This is a genomic window from Streptomyces sp. NPDC107471 (genome assembly GCF_055582845.1).
On record NZ_JBVJPC010000018.1, the window covers coordinates 73,629 to 88,607 of the forward strand.

Consider the following 14,979-nt stretch of genomic DNA (forward strand, 5'->3'; position numbering starts at 1 on the left):
CCCGCCGCCGCATCGCCCGTCGCGCTCGACCCGGCATCGACCGATCGGTGGATGCGGTGGTACGACCCCCCTCGGCCCGTCCCGTACGGCCCCTCGAACACGCAGGTCGTAGGTCCGGCGACCGATGCGGGTCCGGCCAAAACTAGGTGGGCGTTGTCAGTGCCGATCCGTAGGCTCGCTGCTGATGCCCACGACACGTGCAACCACCAAGGACCGATCGGCCGTGCGGACGCTGCTGCGTCTGTGGCCGTATGTGCGACCGGCCCGCGCGCGGCTCCTCACCGCCGCGTTCGTGGCGGTCCTCGCCTCCTGCACGGGTCTGGTGATCCCGCTCGTGCTCAAGTGGATGGTGGACGGACCGGTCGCCGACGGGGACACGGCGGGCGTGTGGCGCGGGGCGCTGTACCTGCTGCTGCTCGGCTTCGCGGAGGCCCTGCTGTTCGGGCTGCGGCGGTGGCTGGTGGCACGGCCGCTCTCCCATGTGGAGGCGGAGATGCGGGCGGGCCTGTACCGCCACCTCCAGCGCCTGCCGGTGGCCTTCCACGACCGCTGGGCGTCGGGCCAACTGCTGTCCCGGGCCACCACGGACCTGATGCTGCTGCGCATGTTCCTCGCCTTCCCGCTGACCTTCCTGCTGGTCAACGGCGTGACGATCCTCGTCGGCGTGGTCATCATGCTGCTCCAGGACTGGACGCTCGGCCTGGTGATCCTGGGGCCCGCGATCCCCGTCGTCGTCACCTGCGTGATCTTCGAGCGGCGGTACGCCCATGTGGCCCGGCTCGCCCAGGACCAAGTCGGCGACCTCACGACGGTCGTCGAGGAGAGCGTGCTCGGCATCCGCATCGTCAAGGGCTTCGGCCGGCACCGCTCGCAGGCCAGGGCGTTCCGTGAACTCTCGGGCACCCTGCGCGGCACGGAACTGCACAAGGCCCGCCTGCTGGCCACGATCTGGGGCGTCATCGTGACGTTGCCGGAGGTGGCGATCGGCGCGGCGCTGGTGCTGGGCTGTGTGCAGGTGGCCGACGGGGACCTGTCGGCGGGCACGCTGGTGGCGTTCCTCTCCACCGCCCTGGCCCTGAGGTGGCCGGTGGACTCGATCGGCTTCCTGCTGGCGATGAGCCAGGAGGCGGCGACGGCGACGGAGCGCTACTTCGAGGCGATGGACGAGGCACCGGAACAGGAGACCCGTACCGGCGGCGCGGCAGGCCCCCGGTCCGCGGACGGCCTGCGGTTCCACGACGTCCGTTTCCGCTACCCCGACGCCCCCGAGGACTCCCCGCCCGTCCTCGACCTGATCGACCTCCACATCCGCCCGGGCGAGTCCATGGCCCTGGTCGGCGCGACGGGCAGCGGCAAGACCACCCTCACCGCCCTCGTGCCGCGCCTGCACGAGCTCACCTCCGGCCGCATCACCCTGGACGGCGAGGACATCACCGCCATGCCCCGCGAAGAGCTGCGCGCCACCGTGGCCATGGCCTTCGAGGACCCCACCCTCTTCTCCACCAGCGTCGGCGACAACGTCCTGATGGGCGCGGACGAGGAGGAACTGGACCGCGCCCTGTCCGTGGCCCAGGCCGACTTCGTGCACGCCCTCCCCCAGGGCACCGCGACCCAGGTCGGCGAACAGGGCCTCAGCCTCTCCGGCGGCCAGCGCCAGCGCCTCGCCCTCGCGCGGGCCGTCGTCGGCAGGCCCAGGTTCCTGGTCCTGGACGACCCGCTCTCCGCCCTGGACGTGCACACCGAGGCCGCCGTGGAGGCCGCGCTGCGGGACGTGCTCGCGGACACCACCGCCCTGATCGTCGCCCACCGCCCCTCCACCGTGCAGCTCGCCGACCGGGTCGCCCTGCTGTCGAACGGCCGCATCACGGCGGTCGGCACCCATCACGAACTCCTGCGCAGCAACGCGGAGTACGCCCACCTGATGTCCGGGTCCGGTGACCCCGGAGAAGCATCCGGAGCACCCGCGGAAGCATCCGGGGTCACCGGAGAACGGGAGGACGCCCGATGACGGCCCCCACGACGTCCGCGCCCACCGCGGACGAGGAGCCCGGCCCCCCGCGGGCGAAGGACTCCGGCGACGCCTTCGACCAGGACCGGCTGCCCGCTCCCCCGAACTCCACGGCCCTGCTGCTGCGCTCCCTGCTCGCCCCGCTCAGGGCACGGGTCGCCGTGACGACCCTCCTGCTGCTGCTCCAGCAGGCGGCCGTGCAGGCGGGCCCGCTGCTCGTGGCGTACGCGATCGACCGGGCCGTGCCCGCCTTCCGCGACCACGACCACGGCCCGCTGATCGCGGTGGGGGCCGGCTACCTGCTGTGCGCGCTGGCCTCCGGCGGGCTCCAGTACGCGTTCATCCTGGCCTCCGCGCGCGTCAACCAGGACGTGCTGCTCGACCTGCGCGGCCGGATCTTCCGCCACGCGCAGGCGCTGAGCATCGACTTCCACGAGCGCTACACCTCGGGCCGGCTCATCTCGCGCTCGACGACGGACGTGGAGTCGCTGCGCGAACTGCTCAGCGAGGGGCTGCAGGAGCTCGTCACCGTCATCCTGTCGTTCCTGTACATCTCCGCCCTGCTGCTCTGGCTGGACCTCGGGCTCGGCGCGGTCGCGGTGGCGTCCTTCGTGCCGCTGTACGGACTGGTGCGGATCTACCAGCGGCGAGCCGGGCGGGTGTACCGGAAGCGGTCCACCGCGATCGCCGCCGTGATCGTGAAGTTCGTGGAGACGATGAACGGCATCCGGCCGGTGCGCGCGTTCCGCCGCGAGGCCGCCAACGACGCCGACTTCGCCGTGCTGAACAAGCGGCACGAGCGGGTCAACGGCGACGCGCTGCTGGAGATGGCCCGCTATGTCGTCGGGTCCCGGCTGGTCGCCAACGCGGCCGTCGCCGGGATCGTGCTGTGGGGCGCCTCCCGGGTGGCGCAGGACTCGCTGGAACTCGGTGTGCTGGCCGCCGCGGTGCTGTACCTGCGGCGCCTGTACGACCCGATCGACCGGCTCGGGATGTTCCTGAACTCCTACCAGTCGGCGGCGGCCTCGCTGGAGAAGATCGCGGGCCTGCTCGCCCAGCGGCCGACCGTGCCGGAGCCGTCGGCTCCCCGGCAGCTCCCGGCGCTCGCGTCGGCGGACCGTCCCGGCCGCGAGGTGGTCTTCGAGGGTGTCTCGTTCGGCTACCGCACCGGCGGCGAGGTGCTCCCCCGCTTCGACCTCACCCTGCCCGCCGGACAGACGGTCGCGGTCGTCGGCTCGACCGGCGCCGGAAAGTCAACCCTGGCCAAGCTGCTGGCCCGGTTCTACGACCCCTCCGCCGGCCGGGTCCTCCTCGACGGCGTGGACCTGCGCGACCTCGCGACGCCCGAACTGCGGCGCGGGGTGGTCATGGTGACGCAGGAGGCGTTCCTGTTCTCCGGCACCGTCGCCGAGAACATCGCGATCGGCCGCCCGGACGCCACCCGTGAGGACATCGAGCGGGCCGCGAAGGCGATCGGGGCGCACGACTTCATCAGCGCGCTGCCCGACGGCTACGACACGGACGTCCGCAAGCGGGGCGGCCGTATCTCGGCGGGTCAGCGCCAACTCGTCGCGTTCGCGAGGGCGTTGCTCGCCGATCCGGCGGTGCTGATCCTGGACGAGGCGACCAGTTCGCTCGACGTGCCGGGCGAGCGGGCCGTGCAGCGGGCGATGGCGACGGTCCTGCGGGGCCGTACGGCGGTGGTGATCGCGCACCGGCTGTCGACCGTGGAGATCGCCGACCGGGTCCTCGTCATGGAGCACGGCCGGATCGTCGAGGACGGCACACCGGCCGAACTGGTCGCGGGCACGGGCCGGTTCGCGGATCTGCACCGGGCCTGGCGGGACAGTCTGGCGTGAGCGGCCACATCGGTGATCGGGGGGTACAGGTGATCGACGCGTACGAGGACCCCGGCACGCCCGACGTCCGGGGCGGCTGGCGCTATCTGTGGTGGCTGGTGCGCTGCCAGCCGGGGCGGTCCGTGGCCGGGGCGCTGCTGGGCAGCTCCTGGATGGTGCTGCTGGCGGCGACGCCGTACCTGATGGCGAAGGCGATCGACGAGGGTCTGGAGCCGGGCGACTGGCCGGCGCTGGCCGGCTGGAGCTTCGCGCTGTTCGCGGTCGGTTCGTTCAACGCCTGGCTGAGCATCATGCGGCACCGCACGATGACCCGGGTGCGGATGGACGCCAACTTCCGCACGGTCAAGGTGGTCGTGGGGCAGGCGGTCCGGCTCGGCGCCGCGCTCTCGCGCCGGACCGGGGCCGGTGAGGTCGTCACGATCGGCGTGGGCGACGTGCAGACGATCGCCGGCGCCCTGACCGTGGTGGGCCCGGGGGTGGGCGCGTGCGTCGCCTATCTGACGGTCGCCGCCGTCCTGGTGTCGGTCTCCCCGGTCCTCGCGGCCGTGGTCCTCCTCGGCATCCCCGCGATCGTCGTCCTCGTGGGCCCGTTCCTGTCCCGCCTCCAGGGCGCCGAGACCGAGTACCGCGACCGGCAGGGTGTTCTCACCGCCCGCATCGCCGACCTGGCGGGCGGCCTGCGCGTCCTCAACGGCCTCGGCGGCAAGTCCCTGGTCGCCGACGCCTTCCAGCAGGACTCCCGGCGCCTGCGGTCGCAGGGCTACCGGGTCGGCGCGGTCACGAGCTGGGTCCAGGCCCTCGGCGTGGGCCTGCCCACCCTGTTCCTCGCCGTGGTCACCTGGCTCGCGGCCCGCCTGGCCGCCCGGGGCGACATCACCGTGGGCGAGCTGGTGGCGGTGTACGGCTATGTCGCGGTCCTCGTCGGCCCGGTGGCGTTCTGGGTGGAGTGCGGCTACCAACTGAGCCGGGGCGTGGTCGCGGCGCGACGGGTCGTGCGGTTCCTGCGTCTGGAGCCGCTGGAGGACCGGGGCACCCGGGACGCCCCGGCGGAGCCCTCGGTCCTGCACGACCCCGAGTCGGGGGTGAGCGTCCTGCCGGGCCGTCTGACGGCACTGGCCTCGGCGCACCCCGCGGACACGGCCACGGTCCTGGACCGCCTGGCCCGCTACCGCCCGTCGCGGGCGACCTGGGGCGGGGTCCCGCTGGACGAGATCAGGCTGCCCCGGGTCAGGGAACACATCCTGCTGGCGGACCACGAGGCGGACCTGTTCGCGGGAAGCCTGCACGAGGTGGTGGCGCCCCCGACGGGGACCGGCGCGGCCGGCCGCGCCGAACTCGCGGCCGCCCTGCACGCGGCCGTGGCGGACGACATCGTCCAGGGCCTCCCGGACGGCCTCGACTCCCCCCTGGACGCCCAGGCCCGCAACCTCTCCGGCGGCCAGCGCCAACGCGTCCGGCTGGTCAGGGCCCTCCTCGCCGACCCGGAGATCCTGCTGGCCGTGGAACCCACCTCCGCCCTGGACGCCCACACCGAGGCCCTGGTCGCCGAACGCCTGCGGGAGGCACGGGACGGCCGCACCACAGCCGTCACCACCACCTCCCCCCTGGTCCTGGACCACGCCGACACGGTTCTCTACCTGGTCGACGGCAAGCTCGCGGCGACCGGCACCCACCAGCAACTCCTCACCGGGGAACCGGGATACCGCGCCCTGGTCGCACGGGACGTGGAGGTCGTGAAGTGAGCAGGGGCCACCTCCCGGTCGCCGACCAGGTCACCGTACGGAGGGCGGCCGGCCGGCTGATCCGCGAGGACGCCCGCGCCTTCACCGCCGTGCTCGCCCTGAACGCGGCCGCCGCCCTCACCGGCCTCGCCGGCCCCTGGCTGCTGGGCCGGATCATCGACGAGGTGCGCGCGGGGAGCGGAGTCTCCGCGGTGGACCGGCTCGCGGCCGTCCTCGTGGGGTGCGCGAGCGCCCAGCTCCTGCTGGCCCGCTGGGCCCGGTACGTCGGCCACCGGTTCGGCGAACGCACCCTGGCCCGCGTCCGCGAGGAGTTCGTGGACCGCACGCTCGCCCTGCCCGCCTCGGTCGTGGAACGCGCCGGCACCGGTGACCTCACCGCCCGGGGCACCGCCGACGTGGCCACCGTCGGCACCACGCTGCGCGACGCGGGCCCCGAACTGCTCATCAACTGCGTGCAGTTCCTGTTCCTGCTCGCCGCGGTGTTCGTGCTGGACCCGCTGCTCGGCGCGGTCGGCGTGTTCGGCCTGTTGCCCATCTGGTGCGTGCTGCGCTGGTATCTGCGCCGGGCCCGGGACGGCTATCTGGCCGAGGGCGAGGCCACCTCCGACGTCGCCGAGATCCTCGCGGCCACCGCCTCCGGGGCCCGCACGGTCGAGGCGCTGCGGCTTCAGGAGCGCCGTGTCCGGGCCGGCCGGGAGGCCCTCGACACGGCCCGCCGCACCCGTCTGTACACGCTCTACCTGCGCAGTGTGTTCTTCCCGGTGGTGGAGGTGGCGTACATCCTGCCGGTGGCCGGTGTGCTGCTGGCCGGCGGCGCGCTGCACGCGCGGGGCGTGCTGAGCCTGGGTTCGGTCGTGGCGGCCGCCCTGTACTTGCAGCAGTTGGTCAACCCGCTCGACCAGATCCTCGTGCGGGTGGAGCAACTCCAGTCCAGCGGCGCCTCGTTCGCCCGGGTCGAGGGTCTCGCGGCGGCCCCGCGGGCCGGCTCCACGCACTCGTCCGCCCCCGCCGACGACCGCATCGACGTCACCGGTGTGCACTACTCCTACGGCCGCGGCGGTGAGGTCCTGCACGGCGTCGACCTCACCGTGCGCCCCGGTGAACGGCTCGCGGTGGTCGGTCCGTCGGGCGCCGGGAAGACCACGCTGAGCAGGTTGCTCGCCGGTGTCGACGCGCCCACGTCCGGCTCGGTGACCGTCGGGGGCGTGCCCGTGGTCGGCCTGGACCCCGAGCAGCTCCGCCGTCAGGTCGTGCTGGTCACCCAGGAGCACCACGTCTTCCTGGGCACGGTCCGCGACAACCTCCTCATCGCCGCGCCCGGCGCCGGGGACGAGGAGTTGTGGGCCGCCCTGACCGCCGTGGGCGCCGAGGGGTGGGTGCGGGAGCTGCCCGAGGGGCTCGACACCCCGCTCGGCGAGGACGGCAGCCGTACGGACGGCTCGCAGGCGCAGCAGCTCGCGCTGGCCCGGGTGGTGCTGGCGGACCCGCACACCCTGATCCTCGACGAGGCGACCGCGCTGCTCGATCCCACGACCGCGCGGCACACCGAGCGCGCCCTGGGCGCCGTACTGGAAGGGCGCACGGTCATCGCGATCGCGCACCGGCTGCACACCGCGCACGACGCCGACCGGGTGGCGGTGATGGAGAACGGCCTGCTGACCGAACTCGGCACGCACGAGGAGCTGGTGGCGGCGGGCGGGGCGTACGCGGCGCTGTGGGGGTCGTGGCACGGGGACCGGCCGTCGGTGCCCGGCCAGGGTGGCGAGTCCGTATAACGAACATGAACTCCCGGACAACGAACCATTTCCGGCCAAGTTTCTGACGCGCTCCTGACAGTACGGGCTTTCCGGTGCCACTCTTCCCACGGCCGCCTCACAGCAACCTCACAGTTCTCTCGCTGTGTTCCGATCCGCGGCCACCTGCACCTCGTTCCGCGTACCGCCCGGACGGTCGACCCACCGTCCGGTCTCCCCTGGCCGCGTGATCCGCGGCCGCGCAGAAGGAGTCAGTGTTGAGAGACCGTTCCTCCCACAGACGCACCCCCCACACCCTGCACCGCAAGGCCGCCGCCGTGGCCCTCGTCGGTGTCTCCGCCCTGATCGCCGCGGCCGTCCAGTCGGGCGCCGCCACCGCAGCCCCGGAGAAGGCACCGTCGGCCGCGAGCAAGGCGATCCCGGGCTCCGAGTCCCTCAGGCTCACCCCCGCCCAGCGCGCCGAGCTGATCCGCGAGGCCAACGCCACCAAGGCGGACACCGCCAAGGACCTCGGCCTCGGCGCCAAGGAGAAGCTCGTCGTCCGTGACGTGGTCAAGGACGGCAACGGCACGGTCCACACCCGCTACGAGCGCACCTACGACGGCCTGCCCGTCCTCGGCGGCGACCTCGTCGTGGAGACCACGAGGTCGGGGGCGACCGAGGGGGTCGTCAAGGCGACGAACAAGACCATCAAGGTCGCCTCCGTGACGCCGAAGGTGGCCGCGGCCACGGCGTCGGCGCAGGCCCTGAAGGCCGCGCGGGCCGCCGGTGCCGACAAGGCCGACACCGACCGGGCCCCGCGCAAGGTGATCTGGGCCGGCAACGGCACCCCGACCCTGGCCTACGAGACGGTCGTGGGCGGCCTCCAGGAGGACGGCACGCCGAACGAGCTGCACGTCGTCACGGACGCGGCGACCGGTGCGAAGCTCTACGAGTACCAGGCCATCGAGACCGGCACCGGCAACACCATGTACAGCGGAACGGTCACCCTCGGCACCACCCAGTCCGGGTCGACGTACAACCTGACCGACGGGGCGCGCGGCGGCCACAAGACGTACAACCTCAACCGCGGCACCTCCGGCACGGGCACCCTCTTCTCGGGCCCCGACGACGTCTGGGGCAACGGCAGCGCCTCCAACGCGGAGACGGCCGGCGCGGACGCGCACTACGGTGCCGCCCTCACGTGGGACTACTACAAGAACGTCCAGGGGCGTTCGGGCATCCGCGGTGACGGGGTCGGGGCGTACTCCCGGGTCCACTACGGCAACAACTACGTCAACGCGTTCTGGTCGGACAGTTGCTTCTGCATGACGTACGGCGACGGGTCGGGCAACACCCACCCGCTGACGTCGATCGACGTGGCCGGGCACGAGATGACCCACGGCGTCACGTCGAACACCGCGGGACTCAACTACTCGGGCGAGTCCGGCGGGTTGAACGAGGCGACCTCCGACATCTTCGGCACGGCCGTCGAGTTCTACGCCAACAACTCCTCCGACGTCGGTGACTACCTCATCGGCGAGGAGATCGACATCAACGGCGACGGCACGCCGCTGCGTTACATGGACAAGCCGAGCAAGGACGGGGCATCCAAGGACAGTTGGTACTCGGGGATCGGGTCGGTGGACGTCCACTACTCGTCCGGCCCGGCGAACCACTTCTTCTACCTCCTGTCGGAGGGCAGCGGCACCAAGACCATCAACGGTGTCACCTACAACTCCGCCACCGCGGACGGCCTTCCGGTCACCGGCATCGGCCGGGACAAGGCGGAGAAGATCTGGTTCCGCGCGCTGACCACGAAGTTCACGTCGACGACGAACTACGCGGCGGCCCGCACCGGCACCCTGGCGGCGGCCGGTGAGCTGTACGGCACGACGAGCGCCGAGTACACGGCCGTGGCGAACGCCTGGGCGGGCGTGGCGGTCGGCTCGCGTCCCGGCGGCGGCGGTGGCGGCACCTCCTTCGAGTCGACCACCGACGTATCGATTCCGGACAACGGGGCGGCGGTCAACTCGCCGATCACCGTGTCGGGGCGTACGGGCAACGCGCCCTCGAACCTCGCGGTCGCGGTCGACATCGTGCACACCTACATCGGTGACCTCCGGGTGCAGCTCATCGCCCCCGACGGCACCGCGTACACGCTGAAGGCGTACGGGACCGGCGGCAGCGCCGACAACCTCAGCACCACGTACACGGTGAACGCGTCCTCCGAGGTCGCCAACGGGACCTGGCAGTTGCGGGTCCAGGACAACGCGGCCCAGGACACCGGTTACATCAATAGCTGGAAGCTGACCTTCCCGTAGGTCGCTGCCGCCCGGACAGGGCGCCGTCCCGGTGGTTCGACTCCCCGGGGCGGCGCCCTCTTTTTGCCATCCCATGACCGACGTGTTGTTGGGGCTTTGCCCAGGTCAACTCGCTTTACACAGCGGCAATGTTCACCCGCTGGTCGACTTTCGGCCAACATCACATGGGGGTCATGACATGTACGCGCCTTAATGCCACGCTTCCTCACAACCGCCGCACAACTTCACGACCACCCCGGAAGGCACCCCACGCCTCCCGGGCTCCCCCACGAAGGAGCTTGTGTGACCCCCCTCTACGCGCGTCACAAGCGCACCACCCTGGCCATCGCCACCGCCGTCGCGGCCGGGGCCCTGCTCACCACCGGTCTGACCACCGGAAGTGCCGCCGCCGTGACCCCGGCCGAAGGCACCGGCAAGGCGACCCTCGCGGGCGCACCCATCCAGCTCTCCGCGGCCGCCCGCACCTCGCTCATCAAGGAGCAGCAGGCCGGCGCCGCGGCCACGGCCCGGCAGATAGGACTCGGCGCCAAGGAGCAACTGGTCGTCAAGGACGTCGTGAAGGACGCCGACGGCACCGTCCACACCCGCTACGAGCGCACCTACGACGGCCTGCCCGTCCTCGGCGGCGACCTCGTCGTGCACGAGTCGAAGTCCGGTGCGGCCGAGGGCGTCTCCAAGGCGACGACCAAGAGCATCAAGGTCGCCTCCCTGACCCCGAAGGTCACCGTCGCCAAGGCCGAGACCCAGGCGCTGAGCGCCGCCAAGGCCGCGGGCTCCGACAAGGCCGCCGCCAACGGCGCCCGCAAGGTCGTCTGGGCCGCCTCGGGCACCCCCGTCCTCGCCTACGAGACGATCGTCGGCGGCTTCCAGGACGACGGCACCCCGAACCAGCTCCACGTCATCACCGACGCCGTCACCGGCAAGAAGCTCTACGAGTACCAGGGCATCGAGAACGCGACCGGCACCGGCAAGAGCCTGTACTCGGGCACGGTCAGCCTCAGCACCACGCTGTCCGGGTCGACGTACAACCTCACCGACGCCACGCGCGGCAACCACAAGACCTACAACAAGGCCCACGGGACCAGCTCCTCCGCGGGGACCCTGTTCACGGACGCCGACAACGTGTGGGGCACCGGCGCGGCCTCCAGCTCCACCACCGACCAGACCGCGGCCGTGGACGCCACCTACGGCGCGCAGGAGACCTGGGACTTCTACAAGTCCACCTTCGGCCGCAGCGGCATCAAGAACAACGGCGTCGGCGCCTACTCGCGGGTGCACTACGGCAACCAGTACGTGAACGCGTTCTGGGACGACAGTTGCTTCTGCATGACGTACGGCGACGGTGAGGGCAACGTCAACCCGCTCACCTCGCTGGACGTCGCCGGCCACGAGATGAGCCACGGCGTCACCTCGAACACCGCGGGCCTGAACTACTCCGGCGAGTCCGGCGGCCTCAACGAGGCGACCTCGGACATCTTCGGCACGGGCGTGGAGTTCTACGCGGGCAACTCCAACGACGTCGGTGACTACCTCATCGGCGAGGAGATCGACATCAACGGGGACGGCACCCCGCTGCGCTACATGGACAAGCCCAGCAAGGACGGCGGCTCGGCCGACTCCTGGTCGTCCACCGTGGGCAACAAGGACGTCCACTACTCGTCCGGTGTCGCGAACCACTTCTTCTACCTCCTCGCGGAGGGCAGCGGCGCCAAGACGATCAACGGCGTGTCCTACAACTCGCCCACGTCCAACGGCTCCACGGTCACCGGCATCGGCCGCGCCAAGGCGCTGCAGATCTGGTACAAGGCGCTGACGACGTACTTCACGTCGACGACCAACTACAAGTCGGCCCGCACGGGCACGCTGTCCGCGGCGTCCGCCCTGTACGGCTCGACGAGCGCCGAGTACAAGGCGGTGGCGGCGGCCTGGTCCGCGGTCAACGTGAGCTAGTCAGCAGTGAGTCGACGGGCGGTACCCGGGACGAAGGCATCCCCGGGTACCGCCCTACTCTTGGGTCCCATGTCCTTCACGTACGACGACGTCGGTGCGACCCGGCGGAGCGGATTCTGCCCGCCCGGCTTCCACCCCCTGCACGTCCGCACGCGCATAGGCGAGGGTCACGACGTCTTCCGTAAGGCCTCCGAGGCGGTCCTGACCTGGGAGATGCACCGGGCGCTCGGGGTGGGCATCGACACCACCGCCGAGCGCGCGGCCCCGGACGTGGACGTCACGGTCACCCTGGCCGGCGTCATCAAGGCCCCCTGCCGAGTGGTGTGGACCGTGGAGGAGCACCGCCGCGCGGGCTGGGCCTACGGCACCCTGTCCGGCCACCCCGAATGCGGCGAGGAGTCCTTCGTAGTCGACCGCACGGGCGACGGCACGGTATGGCTGACGGTCTCGGCCTTCAGCCGGGCCGCCAAGTGGTACTCCCGGGCGGGCGGCCCTGCGACCCGGGGACTCCAGCACGCGTACGCGCGGCGGTGCGGGGCCGTCCTGCGCAGGCTGTGCGGCGGAGAGGACGCGGGCTGAGCACGGAGCCCCGGCCCGCGCCCCCGACCGCTCACCGCATCAACACCCCCGCCCCCTCCACCACGTCCTCCGAAGGCATCGCCACCATTCCCAGTTCCGTGGCCGAGGCCAGGAGGGGGTGGGTGGGCAGGATGCGGACCGTGTAGCCGAAGGGGCCCGTGCGGTCCAGGGACAGGGGGCCCTCGTACACCCAGCGGCCCTCCGCGTCCGGGCCGCCGACCGGCTTGAGCGGGACCGTGGACGCGTCCGCGATGCGGTCCTCCTCGTCCACGCGGCCGGAGACCGCCTGGACCTCCACGTCGTCGGGGCCGAGGGCGCCGAGGCCGACGCGGACCCGCAGGCCCAGCGTGGTGCCGAGTTCGGCCGTGGTCGTGGCGGCCGTGGTCTCCACGTGGTCGACCGTCACGCCCTGCCACTGCGTCCGCACCCTGGCCTTCCACTCGGCCAGTTCGCGCGCCGCGTCCGGGGCCATCGCACGGTGGGCGTGGGCCGCGGGGGCGTAGAGGCGCTCGACGTACTCGCGGACCATGCGGCCGGCCAGGACCTTCGGACCCAGCAGGGTGAGCGTCTGGCGGACCATCTCGATCCAGCGGTCGGGCAGGCCCCCCTGGCCGCGCTCGTAGAAGCGGGGCGTCACCCGCTGTTCGAGGAGGTCGTAGAGGGCGTCGGCCTCTATGTCGTCACGGCGGTCGGGATCGGTCCCCACACCGTCGGCCGTCGGGATCGCCCAGCCGAAGTCGGGCTGGAACCACTCGTCCCACCAGCCGTCGAGGACGGAGAGGTTCAGGCAGCCGTTGAGCGCGGCCTTCATCCCGCTCGTGCCGCACGCCTCCAGCGGCCGCAGCGGGTTGTTGAGCCAGATGTCGCAGCCCGGGTAGAGCTTCTGCGCCATCGCCATGCCGTAGTCGGGCAGGAAGACGATCCGGTGCCGGACCCGCGGGTCGTCGGCGAACCGCACCAGCTCCTGGACCAGCCGCTTGCCGCCGTCGTCCGCCGGATGCGCCTTGCCCGCGACCACGATCTGGATCGGGCGTTCGGGGTGCAGCAGCAGGTCCATCAGCCGGTCGCGGTCGCGGAGCATGAGGGTGAGCCGCTTGTACGACGGGACACGGCGGGCGAATCCGATGGTCAGGACGTCGGGGTCCAGCACACCCTCGATCCAGCCCAACTCCGCCGTACCCGCGCCGCGTTGACGCCAGGACGCGCGCAGCCGGTCCCGCACCTCCGTCACCAACTGCTCCCGCAGCGCTCGGCGCAGCTCCCAGATGTCCTGGTCGGGGATGTCCCCCACGGCGTCCCAGCGGTCGGAGCCGCCGACGGTCAGCGCGTCCTCGGTGCGCTGGGCGCCGATCTGCCGGGCGCCGAGCCGGAACACCTCGGGCGCGACCCAGGTCGGGGCGTGCACCCCGTTGGTCACGGAGGTGATCGGCACTTCCTCGGGGTCGAATCCCGGCCAGAGTCCGGAGAACATCTCCCGGCTGACCTGCCCGTGCAACAGCGAGACCCCGTTGGCGCGTTGGGCCAGGCGCAGACCCATCACGGCCATGTTGAAGAGGTTGGGCTCGCCGCCCGGGTAGGTCTCCATGCCGAGGCCGAGGATGCGGCCCACGTCCATGCGCGGGAGCTCGGCGTCGGGGCCGAAGTGCCGGGCGACCAGTTCCCGGTCGAAGCGGTCGATGCCGGCCGGGACGGGGGTGTGCGTGGTGAACACGGTCCCCGCCCGGACCGCCTCCAGACCGGCGTCGAAGTCCAGCCCCTGGTCGCAGAGTTCGGCGATCCGCTCCAGACCGAGGAACCCGGCGTGCCCCTCGTTGGTGTGGAAGACCTCGGGGTCGGCGTGGCCGGTCAGCCGGCAGTACGTCCGTACCGCGCGCACGCCCCCTATGCCGAGGAGCATCTCCTGGAGCAGCCGGTGCTCGCTGCCGCCGCCGTACAGCCGGTCGGTCACCCCGCGTTCGCCGAGGTCGTTCTCCTCGACGTCGGAGTCCAGCATCAGCAGGGGCACCCGGCCGACCTGGGCGAGCCAGATCCGGGCGTGCAGGCGGCGGCCGCCGGGCAGGGCGAGCGACACCTGGGCCGGGGTGCCGTCGGCCTCCCGCAGCAGCGCCACCGGAAGCTCGTTGGGGTCCAGGACCGGATAGTGCTCCTGCTGCCAGCCGTCCCGGGACAGGGTCTGGCGGAAGTAGCCGTGGCGGTACAGCAGGCCCACGCCGATCAGCGGTACGCCCAGGTCGCTGGCCGCCTTCAGGTGGTCCCCCGCCAGGATGCCCAGCCCGCCGGAGTACTGCGGCAGGGCGGCCGTGATGCCGAACTCGGGCGAGAAGTAGGCGACGGCGGCGGGGAGTTCACCGGTGTGGGCCTGGTACCAGCGCTCACCGGTGACGTAGTCGTGGAGGTCGTCGGCGACCGCGGTGAGCCGGCGCAGGAAGCGGCGGTCCTCGGCGAGCTCGGCGAACCGGGCGGGCCGCACGCTGCCGAGCAGCCGTACGGGATCACCGCCCGACGCGGCCCAGTGCTCCGGGTCGACGGTCTGGAACAGGTCGCGGGTCTCCGCGTGCCAGGACCAGCGCAGGTTGCGCGCCAGGTCGCTCAGGGGCCGCAGGGCATCGGGGAGTACGGGTCGGACGGTGAATCGACGGATCGCCTTCACATTCCACCTCGGCGAGCAAGCGGAGTGGGACGCACGGCGGTGTGCGTCCCGTCTTCAGCCTCGACGGTAACCGTGCGGAGGGCTCGTCACCACGGCGCAGTTGTCGGCAGAAGGCCGTGTCGCCGCCAAGCCGT

At 72.1% G+C, this 14,979-nt stretch carries 8 protein-coding genes; 7 read left to right on the plus strand and 1 reads right to left on the minus strand.

The features are described 5' to 3' along the window. The first annotated feature begins 184 nt into the window (after positions 1-184). The 7 genes from ACZ66S_RS38870 to ACZ66S_RS38900 all read left to right on the plus strand — a co-directional run bounded on the left by ACZ66S_RS38870 (position 185) and on the right by ACZ66S_RS38900 (position 12,195). Positions 185-2,008, plus strand: coding sequence for an ABC transporter ATP-binding protein (locus ACZ66S_RS38870; protein WP_469906302.1), 1,824 nt, complete (start codon positions 185-187; stop codon positions 2,006-2,008). Further along, positions 2,005-3,867, plus strand: a complete 1,863-nt coding sequence (locus ACZ66S_RS38875; RefSeq protein WP_469906303.1) for an ABC transporter ATP-binding protein — start codon at positions 2,005-2,007, stop codon at positions 3,865-3,867. Before ACZ66S_RS38870 ends, ACZ66S_RS38875 begins: the two co-directional genes overlap by 4 nt. Before the next feature lie 29 nt (positions 3,868-3,896). Further along, positions 3,897-5,609 carry an ABC transporter transmembrane domain-containing protein gene (locus tag ACZ66S_RS38880; protein ID WP_469906304.1) on the plus strand — a complete coding sequence of 571 codons (1,713 nt, stop codon included), beginning with the start codon at positions 3,897-3,899 and terminating at the stop codon, positions 5,607-5,609. Next, positions 5,606-7,384: an ABC transporter ATP-binding protein gene (locus ACZ66S_RS38885; protein ID WP_469906305.1), complete on the plus strand. Its 1,779-nt coding sequence runs from the start codon at positions 5,606-5,608 to the stop codon at positions 7,382-7,384. The genes ACZ66S_RS38880 and ACZ66S_RS38885 overlap by 4 nt, the downstream gene beginning before the upstream one ends. A gap of 236 nt (positions 7,385-7,620) precedes the next feature. After that, the gene (locus ACZ66S_RS38890) at positions 7,621-9,666 is read left to right on the plus strand and encodes a M4 family metallopeptidase (protein WP_469906306.1); all 2,046 of its coding nucleotides are present in this window, start codon (positions 7,621-7,623) and stop codon (positions 9,664-9,666) included. 282 nt (positions 9,667-9,948) lie between these two features. Then, positions 9,949-11,616, plus strand: a complete 1,668-nt coding sequence (locus tag ACZ66S_RS38895; protein ID WP_469906307.1) for a M4 family metallopeptidase — start codon at positions 9,949-9,951, stop codon at positions 11,614-11,616. Between the two features lie 69 nt (positions 11,617-11,685). Beyond that, positions 11,686-12,195, plus strand: coding sequence for a DUF1990 domain-containing protein (locus ACZ66S_RS38900; protein ID WP_469906308.1), 510 nt, complete (start codon positions 11,686-11,688; stop codon positions 12,193-12,195). Positions 12,196-12,226: 31 nt separating this feature from the next. Here ACZ66S_RS38900 and ACZ66S_RS38905 read toward each other — a convergent pair whose 3' ends face one another. Beyond that, positions 12,227-14,845, minus strand: coding sequence for a glycosyltransferase family 1 protein (locus tag ACZ66S_RS38905; protein WP_469906309.1), 2,619 nt, complete (start codon positions 14,843-14,845; stop codon positions 12,227-12,229). Positions 14,846-14,979 lie beyond the last annotated feature (134 nt).